The sequence below is a fragment of the Streptomyces sp. NPDC026522 genome (assembly GCF_055567555.1).
Window position 1 is genome coordinate 598,291 of the sequence record NZ_JBVHQF010000001.1, and the last position, 16,841, is coordinate 615,131.

The 16,841-nt window shown below is 75.4% G+C and carries 12 protein-coding genes; 8 read left to right on the forward strand and 4 right to left on the reverse strand.

The window, feature by feature from the left end:
* The first annotated feature begins 13 nt into the window (after positions 1–13).
* From ACZ4M3_RS02675 to ACZ4M3_RS02700, 6 genes are all read left to right on the forward strand, one after another.
* Entirely contained in the window at positions 14–235 is a 222-nt protein-coding gene (locus tag ACZ4M3_RS02675; protein ID WP_453355410.1) for an MbtH family protein, read from the forward strand.
* Entirely contained in the window at positions 232–2,007 is a 1,776-nt protein-coding gene (locus ACZ4M3_RS02680) for a condensation domain-containing protein (protein WP_467729475.1), read from the forward strand. The genes ACZ4M3_RS02675 and ACZ4M3_RS02680 overlap by 4 nt, the downstream gene beginning before the upstream one ends.
* Positions 2,004–5,219 carry a non-ribosomal peptide synthetase gene (locus ACZ4M3_RS02685; protein WP_467729477.1) on the forward strand — a complete coding sequence of 1,072 codons (3,216 nt, stop codon included), beginning with the start codon at positions 2,004–2,006 and terminating at the stop codon, positions 5,217–5,219. Before ACZ4M3_RS02680 ends, ACZ4M3_RS02685 begins: the two co-directional genes overlap by 4 nt.
* A gap of 863 nt (positions 5,220–6,082) precedes the next feature.
* Positions 6,083–9,337 (forward strand): non-ribosomal peptide synthetase, encoded by a 3,255-nt coding sequence (locus ACZ4M3_RS02690; RefSeq protein ID WP_467729479.1) that lies wholly within the window; start codon positions 6,083–6,085, stop codon positions 9,335–9,337.
* Between the two features lie 70 nt (positions 9,338–9,407).
* Entirely contained in the window at positions 9,408–10,973 is a 1,566-nt protein-coding gene (locus ACZ4M3_RS02695) for an amino acid adenylation domain-containing protein (protein WP_467729481.1), read from the forward strand.
* A 38-nt stretch (positions 10,974–11,011) separates the two neighbouring features.
* Positions 11,012–12,340 carry an MFS transporter gene (locus ACZ4M3_RS02700; RefSeq protein WP_467729482.1) on the forward strand — a complete coding sequence of 443 codons (1,329 nt, stop codon included), beginning with the start codon at positions 11,012–11,014 and terminating at the stop codon, positions 12,338–12,340.
* Here the strand turns inward: ACZ4M3_RS02700 and ACZ4M3_RS02705 are convergent.
* Positions 12,334–12,558, reverse strand: coding sequence for a response regulator transcription factor (locus tag ACZ4M3_RS02705; protein WP_467729484.1), 225 nt, complete (start codon positions 12,556–12,558; stop codon positions 12,334–12,336). The two genes, ACZ4M3_RS02700 and ACZ4M3_RS02705, sit on opposite strands and share 7 nt — an antisense overlap.
* Positions 12,559–12,861: 303 nt before the next feature.
* On the opposite strand from ACZ4M3_RS02705, the gene ACZ4M3_RS02710 reads away from it, so the two are divergent.
* Together ACZ4M3_RS02710 and ACZ4M3_RS02715 are read left to right on the forward strand one after the other, a co-directional pair.
* Positions 12,862–13,887 (forward strand): LuxR C-terminal-related transcriptional regulator, encoded by a 1,026-nt coding sequence (locus ACZ4M3_RS02710; protein ID WP_467729486.1) that lies wholly within the window; start codon positions 12,862–12,864, stop codon positions 13,885–13,887.
* Positions 13,888–14,078: 191 nt separating this feature from the next.
* Positions 14,079–14,618: a hypothetical protein gene (locus ACZ4M3_RS02715; RefSeq protein ID WP_467729488.1), complete on the forward strand. Its 540-nt coding sequence runs from the start codon at positions 14,079–14,081 to the stop codon at positions 14,616–14,618.
* A gap of 114 nt (positions 14,619–14,732) precedes the next feature.
* On the opposite strand, the gene ACZ4M3_RS02720 is transcribed toward ACZ4M3_RS02715, so the two are convergent.
* The 3 genes from ACZ4M3_RS02720 to ACZ4M3_RS02730 form a co-directional block, all read right to left on the reverse strand.
* A complete protein-coding gene (locus tag ACZ4M3_RS02720; RefSeq protein ID WP_467729490.1) occupies positions 14,733–14,942 on the reverse strand; it encodes a hypothetical protein in 210 nt (69 codons plus the stop codon).
* 201 nt (positions 14,943–15,143) lie between these two features.
* Positions 15,144–16,472, reverse strand: a complete 1,329-nt coding sequence (locus ACZ4M3_RS02725; protein ID WP_467729492.1) for an MFS transporter — start codon at positions 16,470–16,472, stop codon at positions 15,144–15,146.
* Between the two features lie 146 nt (positions 16,473–16,618).
* The gene (locus ACZ4M3_RS02730; protein WP_467729494.1) at positions 16,619–16,822 is read right to left on the reverse strand and encodes an MbtH family protein; all 204 of its coding nucleotides are present in this window, start codon (positions 16,820–16,822) and stop codon (positions 16,619–16,621) included.
* Positions 16,823–16,841: the final 19 nt, after the last annotated feature.

The window sequence follows — 16,841 nt, forward strand, 5'->3', positions numbered from 1 at the left end:
GAGGTGACTTCCCATGAGCAACCCCTTCGAGAACGACCAGGCGTCCTACACCGTCCTGCGCAACGAGCAGCTCCAGCACTCCCTGTGGCCCGCCGCGCAGCCCGTCCCCGCGGGCTGGACCCTGGTGCACGGCCCCGACGGGCGCCAGAGCTGCCTGGACTACGTCGAGCAGAACTGGACCGACATGCGGCCGGCCTCGCTGGTCGCCGCCCTCTCCGGGAACGCCCCCCGGTGACCGCCCGCGAAACCACCCTCCGCACGCTGTTCGCGGAAGTCCTGGGCCTGCCAGCGGTCGACCCCGGGCAGAGCTTCACCGGCCTCGGCGGCGACAGCATCCAGGCCATCCAGGTCGTCAGCCGGGCCCGCCTGGCCGGCCTGGTCGTCACCACCCGCGAGGTGCTGCGCAGCGAGAGCGTCCGCGCCCTCGCCGCCGCGGCCCGCACGGACGACCGGGCCCGCCGGCAGCGCGGGCCGGTGGCGCCGCCGCGCCGCTTCGGCCCGCTCGCCCCCACCCCGATCATGGAGTGGCTCGGCGAGCTGGACGGACCCGTCGACAGCTACCACCAGTCGCTCGTGGTCCGGACGCCGGCGGGCTTCGACGCCCCGGCGGCGGAACGTGTCGTACAGGCCCTGCTCGACACCCACGACGTCCTGCGGCTGCGGCTGCCCGAAGGCCTCGCGACGCCGGTGCCGGCGGCCGAGATCCCCGAACCCGGGACGGTGGCCGCCGCCGGGCTGGTCGATCGGGTGGACGCCCGCACCGTCGCGGACGGGGACCTGCCCGCCCTGATGCGCCGGCACATGCGGACCGCGCGCGGACTGCTCTCGCCCCGGGACGGGGCCGTGCTGCGGGCCGTACTGCTCGACCGCGGCCCCGAACGGCAGGGACGCCTCGCCCTGGTCGTCCACCACCTGGCCGTCGACGGGGTGTCCTGGCGCATCCTCCAGGACGACCTGCGCGGCTGCTGGGCCGCCCTGGCCGCGGGCGCCGCCCCGGCACCCGACGCGGTGCACACCCCGTTCGCCCACTGGGCGGACCTGCTGCGCGCCGAAGCCACCTCGGGCCGCCGGATGGCCGAAGCCGCCCGCTGGGACGACGTGCTGAGCCCGGCCCCCGCCCCGCTGGCCGGGGTGCGCGAAGCCGGTGGCCTCGATGCCGAGACCCCGCAGCACACCCATGTGCTCACCCTGCCGCCGGAGTTCACCGGCCCCCTGCTGACGGCCGCCCCCGGCCTGGTCAACGGCACCGTCAACGACGTCCTGCTGACCGCGCTGGCCCTGGCGGTGCTGAGCTGGCGCCGCGCACTGCCCGGCGGCACCGGGGCGGACGCCGCCCACGACCCCGCCGGCGGCCGGGTCCTCGTCGACGTGGAGGGGCACGGCCGGGAGGACGTGGTCGACGGGCTCGACCTGTCCCGCACCGTCGGCTGGTTCACCACCGTCTACCCGGTCCGCCTCGACCTGGGACGGACCGACCCCGCCGACGCCCGCGCCGCCGGCCCCGCCCTGGGCGCCGCCCTGCGGCTGGTCAAGGAGGAGCTGCGGGCCGTCCCCGACAAGGGCATCGGCTTCGGGCTGCTGCGCCACCTCAACTCGCACACCGGCCCGGGACTCGCCCGGCGCGGCATCCCCGAGATCGGCTTCAACTACCTCGGCCGGTTCCCGATGGGCGACGCCGGGGACTGGTCCGCCGCCCCCGGGCACGCCTTCGCCCTGGACGACGCGGACGAGGGCTTCCCCATGGCCCATGCCGTCGAGGTCAACGCGGCCGCCCACGAGGGACCCGACGGACTGACCCTCAGCGCCACCTGGACCTGGGCCGGCAACGCCTACCCCGGGGCCCGGGTCCGCGCCCTCGCCGAGGAGTGGTTCGCCATGCTGCGGGCCCTCGCCCGCTACACCGCCCGGCCCGGCGCGGCCGGACTGACCCCGTCCGACGTGTCGCTGGCCGACATCAGCCAAGCGGACCTCGACACCTTCGAATCCCAGCTCGGAGAACTGCTGTGATCCCTCTGTCCCACGCCCAGCAGCGGCTGTGGTTCCTCGGCCGCGACGGCGCGGACGGCGCGCAATACAGCATCCCCGTAGGGCTGCGGCTGCGCGGCACGCTCGACCGTGCGGCGCTCGGCGGCGCCCTGGCGGACGTCACGGACCGGCACGAAGCGCTCCGTACGCTCTTCCCGGACGAGGAGGGCCGCCCCCGGCAGGAGGTCCTCGCCGCCGGAACCGCCGCGCCCGGCCTGCCCGTGGTCCCCTGCACCACGGGGGAGCGCGAGCGGCTCGTCGCCGCGGCCCTGCGCCGGCCGTTCGACCTCACGGCCCACATCCCGCTGCGCGCCCACCTGTTCGCCCACGGGGACGAGGACCACTACCTGCTGCTCGTCCTGCACCACATCGCCGGGGACGGCCGGTCCGTGGACATCCTGATCCGGGACCTCGCCGCCGCCTACACCGCCCGGGTCCGCCACCAGGAACCGGAGTGGCCCGAACTGACGCTCCAGTACCCGGACTTCGCGATCTGGCAGCGGGAACTGCTCGGGGACGCGGCCGATCCGCGGTCGCTGCACGCCCGGCAGCTCGCCCACTGGACCCGCACCCTGGAAGGACTGCCCGAGGAGCTGGAGCTGCCGACCGACCGGCCGCGGCCGCCCGTCGCCTCCCACCGCGGGGCGCTGGTGACCGCGTACCTCGACCCCGCCCTGCACACCGCGCTCGCGGACCTCGCCCAGGCCCGGCGGGCCACCCCGTTCATGGCCGTCCAGGCCGCCTTCGCCGCCCTGCTCACCCGGCTCGGCGCGGGCACCGACCTGCCGCTGGGCTGCCCCGTCGACGGGCGGGAGGACGAGGCGCTGGACGATGTCATCGGCCTCTTCGTGCACACCCTCGTGGTCCGCGCCGACACGTCCGGCGACCCGGCGTTCGAAGAACTGCTCGACCGGGTGCGCGACGCGGTCCTGGACGCCCGGGCCCATCCGGACGTCCCCTTCGAGGCCCTGGTCGAACGGCTGAACCCGGCCCGCTCCGCGTCCCGGCACCCGCTCTTCCAGGTCGCCGTCGCCGGACAGCGCGGCTCGGGCCCCGCCCCCGAACTGCCCGGCCTCGGCGTCGAGGTGGAGGCGGTCCGCACCCCGACCGCCAAGTTCGACCTGACCCTGGAGGTCGACGAGCGGCGCGACCCCGCCACCGGGGCCCCCGCCGGGATCAGCCTGGCCCTGGAGTACGCGGGCGACCTCTTCGACGCCGCCACCGCGCAGGCGCTCCTCGACCGGCTGGTACGGCTGACCGCCGCCGCCGTGCGCGAACCCGCCGCGCCGCTCGCCGCCCTGGAGGTCCTGGCCCCCGAAGAGCGCGCGGAACTGCTGGAGGGCCGCCTCGGCGGCCCCGCGCAGCCGCTGGACCCCCACTGCACCGTGCACGCGCTGTTCGCGCGGCGGGCCGCGGAGCACCCCGAGCGCACCGCCGTGGTCTGCGCCGACCGCGAGGCCACCTACGGGGAGCTCGACCTGCTCTCCGAGGCGATCGCCGACCGCCTGGAGGAACTGGGCGTGCGCCCCGGCGACGCCGTCGCCGTGCTGATGGAGCGCTCCGTCGAGCTGATCGCCGCCTGCCTGGGCGTACTGAAGGCCGGCGCCGCCTACCTGCCGCTGGACGCCCGGGCTCCGCGCGCCCGTTCCGCGGCGGTCGTGGCCGGAGCCGGTGCGGCCGTGCTGGTCACCGACTCCGCGCAGCCCGACGGCGGGCTCACCGATGCCCTGGGCGTGCGCCGGGTGCTGCGGCCCGGACCGGGTACGGAAGCCGTCCGCTCCGCGCGCGCCGCCGTCCGCGGCCCCGGCCACGCCGACGCCCTCGCCTACGTGATGTACACCTCCGGTTCCACCGGCACCCCCAAGGGCGTCGCCGTCCCGCACCGCGAGGTCGTCGCCCTCGCCCGGGACGGCCGCTGGCGCGGCGGCGCCCACGAGCGGGTGCTGTTCCGCTCCCCGCACGCCTTCGACGCCTCCACCTACGAACTGTGGGTGCCGCTGCTGAACGGCGGAGTCGTCGTGGTGGCCCCGCCCGGGGACCTGGACGTCGCGGAACTCGCCCGGCTGATCGCCGACCGGAAGGTCACCGGCACCTTCCTCACCGCCACCCTGTTCAACGTGCTGGCCGACGCGCACCTGCCCGAACTCGGTTCCCTGCGCGAGGTGATGACCGGCGGCGAGGCCGCCTCACCGCCCATGGTCCGCCGGGTCCGCGAGGCCTGCCCCGACACCACCGTCACCAACGCGTACGGGCCGACGGAGACCACCACCTTCTCGGCCACCTTCCCCCTCGCGCCCGGCCGGCCGGTCCCCGACGGCCGCGTCCCCATCGGCCGGCCCCTGGACGGCACCGCGCTGTACGTCCTCGACGACCGGCTCCAGCCCGTCCCGCCGGGGGTTCCCGGCGAGCTCTACATCGCCGGCAGCGGCCTGGCGCAGGGCTACCTGGGCCGCCCCGCGCTGACCGCGGAACGCTTCGTGGCCTGCCCCTACGGCCCTGCGGGGCGGCGGATGTACCGCACGGGCGACCGCGCCCGCTGGAACGCGGCCGGGCAGGTGGAGTACCTCGGCCGGGCCGACCGGCAGGTCAAGATCCGCGGCCTGCGCATCGAACCGGGCGAGATCGAGAACGTCCTCGCGGCGCACCCCGCGGTGGGACAGGCCGCCGTCACCGTGGTGGCCGGCCCCACGGGACCCGCGCTGGCCGGGTACGCCGTACCGGCCGTCGGCGCCGAGGCCCCGAGCGCGGCCATACTGCGCGAACACCTCGCCGCGGCCCTGCCGGACTACATGGTGCCGGGCACGGTCACACTGCTGGACCGCTTCCCGGTGACCCCCAACGGCAAGATCGACACGGGCGCCCTGCCCGCTCCCGGCCCGGCCGCCGCCGCCGACCGGGCGTACGTGGCCCCGCGGACCGGCACCGAGCGCTCGCTGTGCGCCGTGTGGGAGTCCGTCCTCGGTTACGAGCGCATCGGGGTCCGCGACAACTTCTTCGACCTCGGCGGCCATTCGCTGCTCGCCACCCGGCTGCTCGCCGAGGTCCGCTCCGCGCTGGGCAGCACGGTGAGCATCCGTACGTTCTTCGCCGCGCCGACGGTGGCGGAGCTGGCGGCGTCCCTGGCGGCAGCCGCCCCGGCCCCGGCCGACGACCCACCGGTACTCCGTCGCCCCCGCCGCCCGCAGACCGCCTGACCTGCCCCGCCCGGCTCATCCGGCCCCGGCTGACCGGTCGCCCGTCCGGGCCGGACCCCGGCTGAACCGTCCGCCCGGTCCCGGCCGCACTTCCACTCATCCCGTCCCACCCGTTCCGTCCCCGGGCTATCCGAACCGTCCCTGATGGACCGTCCGACCATCCCCGGCGGGACCGTCCCGGCCGGACGTCAGTCCGGTCCCGGCGGGGCTGTCCCGGCCGGACGTCCACTCATTCCGTCCCCCGGTTATCCGTCCCGTTAGGACCCGTCCCTGACGATCCGTCCGACCATCTCGTTCCGGCCGGCGCCGCCCCGGCCCTTGCACCCCGCACCACACCGCCCATCCGGCCGTTCCGCCCGGCGGAGCCCGGCCGAACGGTTCTTGACGAACCGTCCGATTGATCCGGCCCCGGTGGAACTCTCCGGTTGGACCGTCCGGCCCGTCCTGGCCCACTCATCCGGTCCAGGCGGGGCCGCCCAGGCCGGCGCGCCCCGGCCCTTGCGCGCCGCACCGCACCGCCCGCCCGCAGACCGTCTGCCCCATCCGGCCGTTCCGCCCGGCGGAGCCCGGCCGAACGGTTCTTGACGAACCGTCCGACTCATCCGGCCCCGGCGGAACCGTCCGGCTGGACCGTCCGGCCCGTCCCGTCCCACTCATCCGGTCCAGGCGGGGCCGCCCAGGCCGGCGCGCTCCCGCCCTTGCACCCCGCACCGCCCGCCCGCCCGCGGGGCGCGCCCCGGCCGACGACCGGCCGCGGCGCGCGCCCCGCGGACCGCCTGACCCACTCGGCCCGGCCCGCTCCGCCCGGCGGAACCCGGCTCCGGCCACTGACCCCGCACCCACCCGCACCACGGAGGAACCCCATGAACCGCCCCCCGACCGAGCCGTCCGCCGACTCCGTCCGGTCCCGCGTCGAGGACGTGCTGCCGCTGTCCCCGCTCCAGGACGGCATCCTGTTCCACTCCCTCTTCGACGAGAGCGAACGCGACGTCTACGTGGCCCAGTTGCTGCTCGACCTCGCCGGACCCCTCGACGCCGGACGGTTGCGGGACGCCGCCGACGGCGTCCTCGCCCGGCACGCCAACCTCCGCGCCGGCTTCCTGCGCCGCGCCTCCGGCGAACCCGCCCAGGTGGTCCAGCGCGACGTCCGCGCCCCCTGGGGGGAGGAGGACCTCTCCGCCCTCGACGGCCCCGCCCTGGGCCGCGCCCTCGACACCCTCCTCGCCGAGGACCGCGCCCGCCGCTTCGACCTCGCCCGGCCCCCGCTGCTGCGCTTCACCCTCATCCGCACCGGTCCGCAGAGCCACCGGCTGCTGCTCACCTACCACCACATCCTGATGGACGGCTGGTCCTGGCCCGTCCTGGTCCGCGAACTCCTCGCAGCCCACGACGCCGGCCCCGACGCGCCCGCCCCCGCCCCCGTCACCCCCTACTCCGCCTTCCTGCGCTGGCTGGCCACCCGCGACACCACGGCCGCCCGGGACGCCTGGAGCCGCTCCCTGGCCGGTCTCGCCGGCGGCAGCCGGACGGCCCCGGCGTCCGTGCCCCCCGGCTCGGTCCTCCCCGACCGGGTGGAGACCGAGCTCACGCAGACCGTCACCGACCGGCTCACCGAACTGGCCCGCGCCCACCGGCTGACCCCCGGCACCGTGCTCCAGGGCGCGTGGGCCCTGCTCCTCGGCCAGCAGATCCGCTCCGAGGACGTGGTGTTCGGCGCCATCGTCAGCGGCCGCTCCCCGGAGCTGCCCGGCGTCGCCGACATCGTGGGGCTGTGCATCAACACCGTCCCGGTGCGGGTCCGCATCGACCGCGCCGAGCCCCTCGCCGAGTTCTTCGGACGGCTCCAGGAGGAGCAGGCCGCGCTGATCGAGCACCACCACCTCGGCCTCGTGGAGGTCCAGCGCCTCGCCGGGGCGGGGGAACTCTTCGACTCCTGCGTGGCCTTCCAGAACTACCCCGTCGACGCCGACGGACTGGCCGCCCTCTCCGGCGGCGACCTGCGCGTCGTCGGCGTCGACCCCCACGACGCCGCCCACTACCCGCTCACCCTGACCGCCGTCCCCGGCACCCGGCTGCGCCTCCAGATCGACTACCGCCCGGACGTCTTCGGCACGGCGCAGGCCCGCGCCATGCTCGACCGGCTGGTCCGCCTCCTGGAGGCCGTCGTAGAGGACCCGTACCTCCCCGTCGGCGCACTGGACCTGCTCTCCGCCGCCGAACGCCACCGGGTGCTGGTGGAGTGGAACGACACCGCCCGCGACGAGGACTACGCCGAAGTGGTCGAGCGGGTAAGGGCGCAGGCGGAACTGGACCCGACGGCGACGGCCGTCACCGACGACCACGGCCGGGAGATCGGCTACGGCGGGCTCGTCGCCCGCACCGACACGCTCAGCCTGCGGCTGCTCGACGCCGGCGTGGGCGCCGGCGACCTCGTCGCGGTCCTCAGCGAGCCCACCGCCGCCGTCCCCGTCGCCCTGCTCGGCATCCTGGGTGCGGGCGCCGCCTACGTACCGCTGGACCCCGAGGGCCCCGTCGCCCGCACCGCCGACCTGCTCGGCGCGGGCGGGATCGGCTGGCTGCTGGCCGCACCCGCCCAGCGGGAACGGGCCCGGGAGATCGCCGACGCGTGCGCGGGAGCCGTCCGCGTCCTGGTGCTGGCCGACCCGGACGACGCCCCGGCCCCGGCAGCGCGCGCCCCCCTCGCAGGCGGCCCCGACGCGCTCGCGTACGTCTGCTTCACCTCTGGCTCCACCGGCAAGCCCAAGGGCGCCATGGTGCACCGGCGGGGCATGAACAACCACCTCCTCAGCAAGCTGGACGACCTCGAACTGACGCCCGATGACCGGGTGGTGATGAACGCCCCGCTGACCTTCGACATCTCCGTCTGGCAGATGCTCGCCCCGCTGATCACCGGCGGCCGGGTGCACCTCGTCAGCCGGGACACGGCCCGCGACCCGGCCGTACTGTTCGCCGAGGCCGCCCGCCGGGACATCACCGTGCTGGAGACGGTGCCCTCCTTCGTCCGCGCCGCCGTCGACCTCTGGGACACCGGCGCGGTCCCGCCCGAACTCCCCGGCCTGCGCTGGTTCATCGTCAACGGCGAGGTGCTGCCGCCGGAACTGTGCGAACGCTGGTACGCCCGCCATCCGGACGCGGCGATCATCAACGCCTACGGCCTCACCGAGTGCTCCGACGACAACACCCACGCGTTCATCGGCCACGACGTGGGCGCGCTGCTCGAACACGGACGGCTGCCCGTCGGCCGGCCGCTGCGCAACAACCGGCTGTACATCCTCGACCCGGGACTCGCCCCGGTGCCGCCGGGGGTCCCCGGCGAACTGTTCATCGCGGGGACGGGCGTGGGCCCCGGCTACCTGGGCGACCCCCGTCGCACCAGCGAGCGCTACGTACCCGACCCGTTCGCGGCCGAGCCGGGCAGCCGGATGTACCGCACCGGCGACCTGGCCCGGCTCCGGGCGGACGGCCAGCTCGACTTCCTGGGCCGCCAGGACCACCAGGTCAAGATCCGCGGCAACCGCATCGAGCTGGGGGAGGTGGAGACGGCGCTGCGCAGCGTGCCGGGCGTCACCGAGGCGGTGGTCGCCGTCGACCGCGACCACGCCGGGCAGCAGCGGCTGATCGCCTACTACACCGGCTCGCCGACTCCCGAGGAGGTGCGTTCCGCCCTCGGGCTGGCCCTGCCGAACTACATGGTCCCCGCCATGTTCCTGGCCTTGGCCGCCTTCCCGCTCACCACCAACGGCAAGCTCGACCGCAAGGCCCTGCCGGACCCGGCCACCGTGGTGCGTCCGGCCGGCCGCGCCCCCGCGACCCCGGCCGAGCAGACGGTCTGCGCGATCTTCACCGAGGTGCTGGGCCTGCCCGGCGCCGGCCCGGACGACGACTTCTTCGCGCACGGCGGGCACTCCTTGCTCGCCACCCGGCTCATGGGCCGCATCCGCAGCGAGTGCGGCGCCGAGCTGACCATCCGGGACCTGTTCGAGACCCCCACCCCCGCCGGACTGGCCGTCCGGATCGCCGCCGCCGCGGCCGCCCCGGCCGGAACCGCCCGCCCCGCCCGTCCCGTACTGCGCCCGCGCGCCCGGGACCACGCCTGACCGGCCGCCCACCCCGCCCGACCACCCCAGCCGCCCGGCCGCGAGCCACCCGTACCGACCTGGAGACACCATGACCCCGACCGAGCTCCCCGTACCGCTGCGCATCGCGCGGCAGGCGGCCCTGACCCCCGACGCGATCGCGGCACACGGGCCGGAGGGCGAGCTGACGTACCGTCTGCTCGACCGCCGGGCCCGCGCCCTGGCCCGAGAGCTGCGGGCCGCCGGCGCGGGCCCGGAGGACACCGTGCTGCTCGGTGTGCGCCGCGGCCTGCACTGGGCGGTCGGCGTCCTCGGCATCTGGTACGCGGGCGCCGCACTGCTCCCGGTGGACCTGGGCGCCCCGGACGAGCGGCTCCGTACGCTGACCCGCGCCGCCGGCACCCGGTACGCGGTCGCCGCCGGCCACCTCGCGGCGGCCGTCCTGCAACGGCGCTGCGGACGCGAGTTGTTCTGGGCGGACACGAACGAAGGGGCGCTGGAGGAAGGAGAGCGGACGGCGCTGCCGGAGCCGGTGCGGTGCGATCCCGGCTCGCTCGCCTACGTGCTGTTCACCTCGGGCTCGACCGGGCAGCCCAAACCCGTGGCGGTGGCCCACGGGGGCCTCGCCGCCCAGAGTGCGGTCCTGGCGGAGCGTTACGCCCTGACCGCGGCGGACCGGGTGCTGCAGTTCGCGGCGCCCGCCTTCGACGTGGCACTGGAGGAGGCGCTGCCCACCTGGTGCACGGGAGGCACGGCCGTCTTCGTCGAGGACAACGTCCTCTCGCCCGCCGAACTGGAGCCGTTCCTGGCCGAGCGCGGGGTGAGCGTGGTGAACCTGCCCACCCCGTACTGGGCCCAGTGGGCGAAGGACGTGGAGCGCCGGCCCCGGCAACTGCCCGCGGCGCTGCGCCGGGTGGTCATCGGCAGCGACGCCGGACGCACCGCCGACCTCAAGCGCTGGGCGGCCGCGGGCGGCCCGCCCGTGGTCAGCTGCTACGGGCTGACCGAGTCCACGATCACCGCCACCTCCTTCGAGGCCGGCCCGGCGCGGCTGGCGGCCTGCACCGGCGACGAGGTCATCCCGCTCGGCACCCCCCTCCCCGGCGTACGGGCGTACGTCCTGGACGAGGCGCTGACCGAGGCCCCGGCCGGCGCGGCGGGCGAGCTGTACCTCGCGGGTGACTGCCTGGCCCGCGGCTACCACGGCAGGCCGGCGCTGACCTCGGAACGCTTCGTCGCCGACCCGTTCGGTGCGCGGCCGGGCGAGCGCATGTACCGGACCGGCGACCGGGTGCGGTGCACGGCCGACGGCACGCTGGAGTTCCTCGGCCGCGCGGACGATCAGGTCAAGATCCGCGGCGTCCGGGTGGAGCTCAAGGAGGTCGAGGCAGCCGTCGCCGCCCACCCCGACGTGCTCGACGTGGTCGCCCGCGCGGTGCGTGACCGGGGCGAACCCCAGCTCGCGGCCTATGTGACGGCCGTGCCGGGCAGCGCGTTGGACGCGCAGGGGCTGCGCGGCCACCTCGCCCGCCGGGTGCCGGGCCATCTGGTCCCGGCCCATGTGGTGCTCCTGGCGGAACTGCCCCGCACGCCCGGTGGCAAGCTCGATCCGCGGGCCCTGCCCGCGCTGCCCGCCCCGGCCGCCGCGTCGCGCTGACGCGGATCCCCGAACCCCTCCGGAAAAGGAACCCCCAGGTGACCGTCCCCGCCGCGGAACCAGCGTCCGCGTCCATATCCCCGTCCATGTCCCCGTCCGGCCCCACGGCCGGGCCGTCCGCCCTCGAACGCCGGCGGCGGCGCGACTTCCGGCTGTTCATGTCCTCGCACATCTGCAACGAGCTCGGCAACAGCATCACCTACGTCGCCCTGCCCCTGATGGCGGTCCTGACCCTGCACGCCTCGGCGATGGAGGTCGGCCTGCTGGCCGCGGCCGAACAGGCGGCCTTCCTGCTGCTCGGGCTGCCCGCGGGCGCGTGGGTCGACCGGATGCGCCGGCGCGGCGTGATGATCGCCGCCGACCTCGCCCGGACCGTGCTGCTGACCGCCCTGCCGCTCGCGTACGCACTGGACCTGCACTCCATGCCGCTGCTGTACGCGGTGGCCCTGCTACTGGGTTGCGCCCGGCTGTTCGGCGACGTGGCCGACCAGAGCTATCTGCCCTCCCTGGTCGGCGAGTCCACCCTGATCAGCGGCAACTCCAAGCTGGAGACGGTGCGTTCGGCCGCCGAGTTCAGCGGGCCCGGCGTCGCGGGCTTCCTCGTCCAGCTGTTCGGCCCGGTCGGCACCCTCGCCGGGCAGGCCGTCACCTCGCTGGCCTCCGCCGTCCTCCTGGGCCGGATCTCGGCGCGGGAGGAGCGACCCGCCCCGGCCGGGCGGGGCCACCTGCTGCGCGACATCCGCGAGGGCCTCGGCTACGTACTTGGGCACCGCGTCCTGCGGCTCATCGCCCTCAGCACGGCTTCGGTGAACCTCTTCCTGAGCGGGATCTTCGCGGTGGAGGTCCTCTTCCTGACCCGGACCGTGGGGCTGGGGCCCGCGGCGGTCGGCTGGGTGCTCACCACGGCCACGGTCGGCTCGCTGCTCGCCGCCCTCGCCACGGAGCGCCTGACGCGCGCCGTCGGAGCGGCCCGGCTGACCTGGCTGTCGCTGCTGGTCACGATGCCGTTCGGGCTCCTCCTGCCGCTGGCCGGGCACGACTGGCGCATCGCGCTGTTCGTGCTGGGATCGCTGGTCCTGTCGGCCGGAGTCACCGTGTACAACATCTGCCAGGTGGCCTACCGGCAGACCGTGTGCCCGCCGCACCTGCTCGGGCGCATGACGGCCACCATGCGCTTCCTGGTGTGGGGGGTCCTGCCGGTCAGCGGTGTGCTCGCCGGCGTCCTCGGCGAGTTGCTCGGTGTCCGTACCGCGCTGTGGCTGTTCGCCGCGGCGCTGTCGGCGGCCCCCCTCGTCCTGGTGTGCTCACCGCTGCGGCGGATGCGCGAGTTCGACGGGCAGCCCCCCGTACCGGCCGCGGCTCAGTAGCCGAAGCCGTAGCCGAGCTGGAACGCCAGGTGGGTGAGCTGGGTGCGGTTGACGGCCCCGGTCTTGCTGCGCAGCCGGCGCAGGTAGGTGTCGACGGTGTGCGGGCTGAGCCCCATCCGGCGGGCGATGATCCGGTACGTGTCCCCCTGCGCGAGGTAGGCGAGGACCTCCTGCTCGCGCGGGGTGAGGGCGACGGTGTTCACGGCGGTGTCGGGCACGGCGGTCTCCGGTGGTGTGGTGTGGTGTGGTGTGGTGTCGTGTGGGGTGGTGCGGGGCGGGCAGTGGGCACGGCGCGAGGCGGGCCCGCCGTCCGGCCGGGAAGCGCCGTACCGGTGGACCGGGGTGAATACCCGTCATCCGGCCGGCTGGTTGCCGACCTTGCCGGGACGGGGCCGGCGGGGCCGCCGCGTTCCGTAGGAACAGACTTTCGTCTTGTCTATCCTGGGGCCAGGGGACGGGCACCTCACCAACATGCCTGGCAGCAAAGCGACCCGGGGTAAAACGTGCAAAATGGTGCAAGTGTGGATTCCGACCTGGTGCCCGATCTGGAGGACGCCGACCTGGACGTCTACGGATGGGTACTCGAACACCGGAGCCTCGAAGTGGACGCCATCGCCTCCGCGACCGGCCGCGACCCGGAGGAGGTCCGCCGCAGTACGCAGCGGCTGCGCCGGGCCCACCTGCTCCACCTGGCGGCCGACGACACCTCGGTGGCCTTCGCCGTCGCGCCGGACACCGCCGCGTCGCAGCTCGTCGCGCCGCTGGAGGTGCAGATCCGCGAGCGCGAGCGGATGATCAGCGGGATCCGCGCGGAACTCGGCCGCTTCGAACCGCACTACCTCCGGCGGCGTTCGACGGGCGAGTCCCTTGAGGTCCTGGAGAACCTCCAGGACGTCCGCGGCGCCCTCAACCGGGCCTCGGACGCCTGTGTCAAGGAGATGCTGACCTCGCAGCCGGGTGGCGGCAGCCGGGTACCGGAAGCCATGCAGGAAGCGCTGCGTCGTGACGAAGCCATGCTCAAACGCGGCATATCCATCCGCAGCCTCTACCACCACACCGCGCGGTTCAACGGCCCCAGCCAGGCCTACGTCGCCGCGGCCTCGGCCCTGGGCGCGGAGTACCGCACCGCGCACGAGCTGTTCGGCCGCCTGATCGTCTTCGACCGGGAACTGGCCTTCATCCCGGCCCAGGACGGCAGTTGGGGGGCGGTGGTCATCCGCGAACCGTCCACCGTGGCCTACCTCTGCTCCATCTTCGAGCAGACCTGGGACCTTGCCACGCCGTTCTCCAACGCGGCGGGTCAGGGGCTGGAGGAAGTGGCCCGCGAGATCCACGAGACGATCATCAAGCTCCTCGGCGCGGGACTGAAGGACGAGGCCATCGCCAGGCGGCTCGGCATGTCCTTGCGTACGGCGCGCCGGCACATCGCCGACATCATGGAGGAACTGGGCGCCGGCAGCCGCTTCCAGGCGGGGGTCGCCGCGGCCATGCGCGGACTGCTCGGCGCCGACCCCGGCCTCGCCGCCGCCGAAGTGCCCGAGGAGTGAACCCCGGCCCGCGCTGGAGTTCCAGTCGCGTGAATCCGGGAACGTGCTTACGTGTCTGGTGCCCGCGCGGCCCCGTGCCGGATGCTTCCCCGATGAGAGCCGTGGGCTGACGGTCCGTCGCCCGCGCGCCGTGCCGGGCGGCGGCCCACGCCGAACGGCGGCCGATCGGCGCGAGTCAAGGGGACGGGTACATGGACATGCCGGACGACGGATCCACGGGGCGCTGGGCGGAGCCCCGCCCCGTGGACGAACCGGCGGCGCTGCACCTGCGCGAGCTCGGCCTCTTCCTGTCGGTCCACCTCGGACGCGCCCCCGGCATCCTGTGGCCCGAGTACGACCATCCCGCCCTCGTCGAAGGGCCCGGGGCCGGTGCGCCTGAGTCGATGACCGCCCAACTGGGCCTGCTGGCCGCCGGACTGGGCGGCCTGACCGGGCTGTCGGCCCGCACCGTCGCCGTGGACACCGGGGACGGTGGCCGGGGCGCCGCCCACGGGGGCCGGCCGGGCGCCGACGGCGGCGACCACCTGCTGGTCCACCAGATCGCGGGCGCCGCGACCTGGCGGCTGTCCCGCACCCGGACCACGGCGGCCACCGAGCCGGGCCCCACGTCGTTCGCGTGCCGCCTGCGCCCCGGTGAGGTGCTGTACGTACCGGCGTACTGGTCGCGCCGGGCCGAGTTCACCGGGGGCGCCCGCTACGCACTCACCCGGCTCCGCGAGCCGGCGGGCTGAGACGCCCCGTCGGCCGGCGCCCGATGGCGGCGCGCACAACGGACAAGGGAGGGGCCGCCTCGACGAGGCGGCCCCTCCCTTGTCCGTGCCCCCGCTGGTCAGGCGGGGTGCGGGTCAGCCGCCCCAGGAGCTGTCGGTGGGGTTCTTGCCCCGTTCCGTCCCCGGGTTGGCGGTGCCCCGCACGATCACGACGCGCGGTGCGGGGGCGTGCGTCTCCGCCGTGGCGGCCGGGGCGTCCTGGCCGGTGTCGGCCGAAGCCGCGCCGGCCGGCCCGAGCAGGGCGGCAGCCGTCACGGTGACGGCGAGAAGGTAGCGCTTCAGCATTGGGTTCCCCCCAGGAAGGTGGTCTGGTGGTGACGCGGTCCCCCTCGTGGGGGAACCGAGCCGGTCGTCGTCCTTGCGGAACCAACTCTGCCGTCCCGCAAGGCCGCTCAGGTTGCACTAGAGCGTTCATCAAGCTGCCTGGCGTTAAGGTGAGGGGCGGCAAAACACCTCGAAACGGTCTGAACCTCTCAGCGGTTCGATTCAATGGCTCGCTGCCGGTACGGGTACCGGAGCGGCGCTTTCGGCCGGCGCCCGTTCGGGCCCGGCCGGAACCGGTGGGTCCAGCTGGCGCCACACCCGGAGCACCAGCGGCGCCAGCGTGACGCCCAGGTAGACCGCCCCGGTCGCCACCAGCGACCAGGTCAGCCCCCAGCGGTCCAGCAGCACACCCGCACCGAGCATGCCGAGCGGGGTGGCCGCCAGGGCGCAGGCGACGAGCAGCCCGAACACCCGCCCGCGCACGTCCTGCGGAACCCGCTGGTACGCCACCGACATCATCAGCGGCCCGACCACCCCCGACCCGATCCCGGAGACGGCCAGCAGCGCCAGCAGCGCCGCGGGCGCCGGCTCGGCCGCCAGGGCGGCGCACCGCACCGCACCCACCAGCACGAAGGCGGCCACGAACAGGGCCCGGCGCGGGGCTCGGTGACCGATCCAGCCGAAGAGGGCCGCGCCGAGCAGGGCGCCCGCCCCGATCGCCGTCACCATCGCCCCGAACAGGGAGCTGCTGTGCAGCACGCGCGTGCCGTACGCCGGGTAGAGCACCCCGTTCAGCGCTCCGTCGAGCGCGTTGGTGACCAGCAGGACGGTCGTCATGGCCCGCAGCAGCCGGTCGCCGCGCAACTGGGTCCAGCCCGTGCGCAGGTCCCGGAGGTACGAGGCCGCCCCCGTGCCCCCGGTACCGGCCGCGGCCCCTGCCGGCACCAGCAGGGCCACGAGCAGGGCGCAGAGCAGCATCGCCGCCACGTCCGCGCACAGGGTCCGTACCGGTCCGGCCGTGGCGATGAGCAGCCCCGCCAGCGGGGCGCCGGTCATCATGCCGACCCGGCGGGCCCCCTCCACGGCGCTGGTGGCCCGCTCCGCCGTGACCCGGGCGCTCTCCATCGCCCCGGTCAGCAGGAGCTGCTTGCCGGTGTCGGCGGGGCCGCGCGCCGCGCCCACGACGAAGACCAGGCAGATCAGGGCGGGCAGCGGCAGCGCGTCCCGGGCGTGCAGCAGCGGCACCAGGGCCAGGGCCGCGGCCGTCAGCACGTCGGCGCCGGTGCTGACGGCCCGCGCGGGCAGCCGGTCCACGACGGGGCCGGCGAGCACGGCCGAGCACAGCAGCCCCAGCATCTCGGCCGCGGCCACCAGGCCGGTACGGGCGCCGCTGCCGGTGCTGTGCAGGACGAACCAGGGCACGGCGATCAGGGTCATCGCGATGCCGAGGGAGGAGATGCCGGAGACGGCCACCAGGGTGAGCAGGGGCAGCAGCCGCCGCGGCGGCTGCGCGGACCCGGCCGGGGGCAGGGATGGCGTGGGCGGATTCATGGCGGTTCTTCGGTCCTTCCTTCGCGCGCCGCGGCGCCCGGCCCCCCGGGTGGCGGGGAGCCGGGCGCCGCGGTGTCCGCCGGTCGGCGGATCAGTGGGACGACGGATCGGTGGATCGGTGGATCCGTAGATCGGTTCGGCGCCGGTCAGCCGGCGGAGGCCAGGCGCACGCTGCGCGGGCGCATGTCGGTCCACACCCGGTCGATGTGCGCCAGGCACTCGTCCTTGCTGCCCTGGAAGCCCTGGGCGTGCCAGCCGAGCGGGACGGGCCGGTCGGCGTCCCAGAGCGAGTACTGCTCCTCGTCGTTGGCCACCACGAGGAACTGCTGGGTCGTCGTCGAGTCGTTCATGGCTGTTTCTCCTTGTGTG

Bases quoted from the DNA above. Each gene is read 5' to 3' on its own strand.
- ACZ4M3_RS02675 (WP_453355410.1), top strand. From the start codon at position 14: ATGAGCAACCCCTTCGAGAACGACCAGGCGTCCTACACCGTCCTGCGC.
- ACZ4M3_RS02690 (WP_467729479.1), top strand. From the start codon at position 6,083: ATGAACCGCCCCCCGACCGAGCCGTCCGCCGACTCCGTCCGGTCCCGC.
- ACZ4M3_RS02695 (WP_467729481.1), top strand. From the start codon at position 9,408: ATGACCCCGACCGAGCTCCCCGTACCGCTGCGCATCGCGCGGCAGGCG.
- ACZ4M3_RS02720 (WP_467729490.1), bottom strand. From the start codon at position 14,942: ATGCTGAAGCGCTACCTTCTCGCCGTCACCGTGACGGCTGCCGCCCTG.
- ACZ4M3_RS02725 (WP_467729492.1), bottom strand. From the start codon at position 16,472: ATGAATCCGCCCACGCCATCCCTGCCCCCGGCCGGGTCCGCGCAGCCG.
- ACZ4M3_RS02715 (WP_467729488.1), top strand. From the start codon at position 14,079: ATGGACATGCCGGACGACGGATCCACGGGGCGCTGGGCGGAGCCCCGC.
- ACZ4M3_RS02730 (WP_467729494.1), bottom strand. From the start codon at position 16,822: ATGAACGACTCGACGACGACCCAGCAGTTCCTCGTGGTGGCCAACGAC.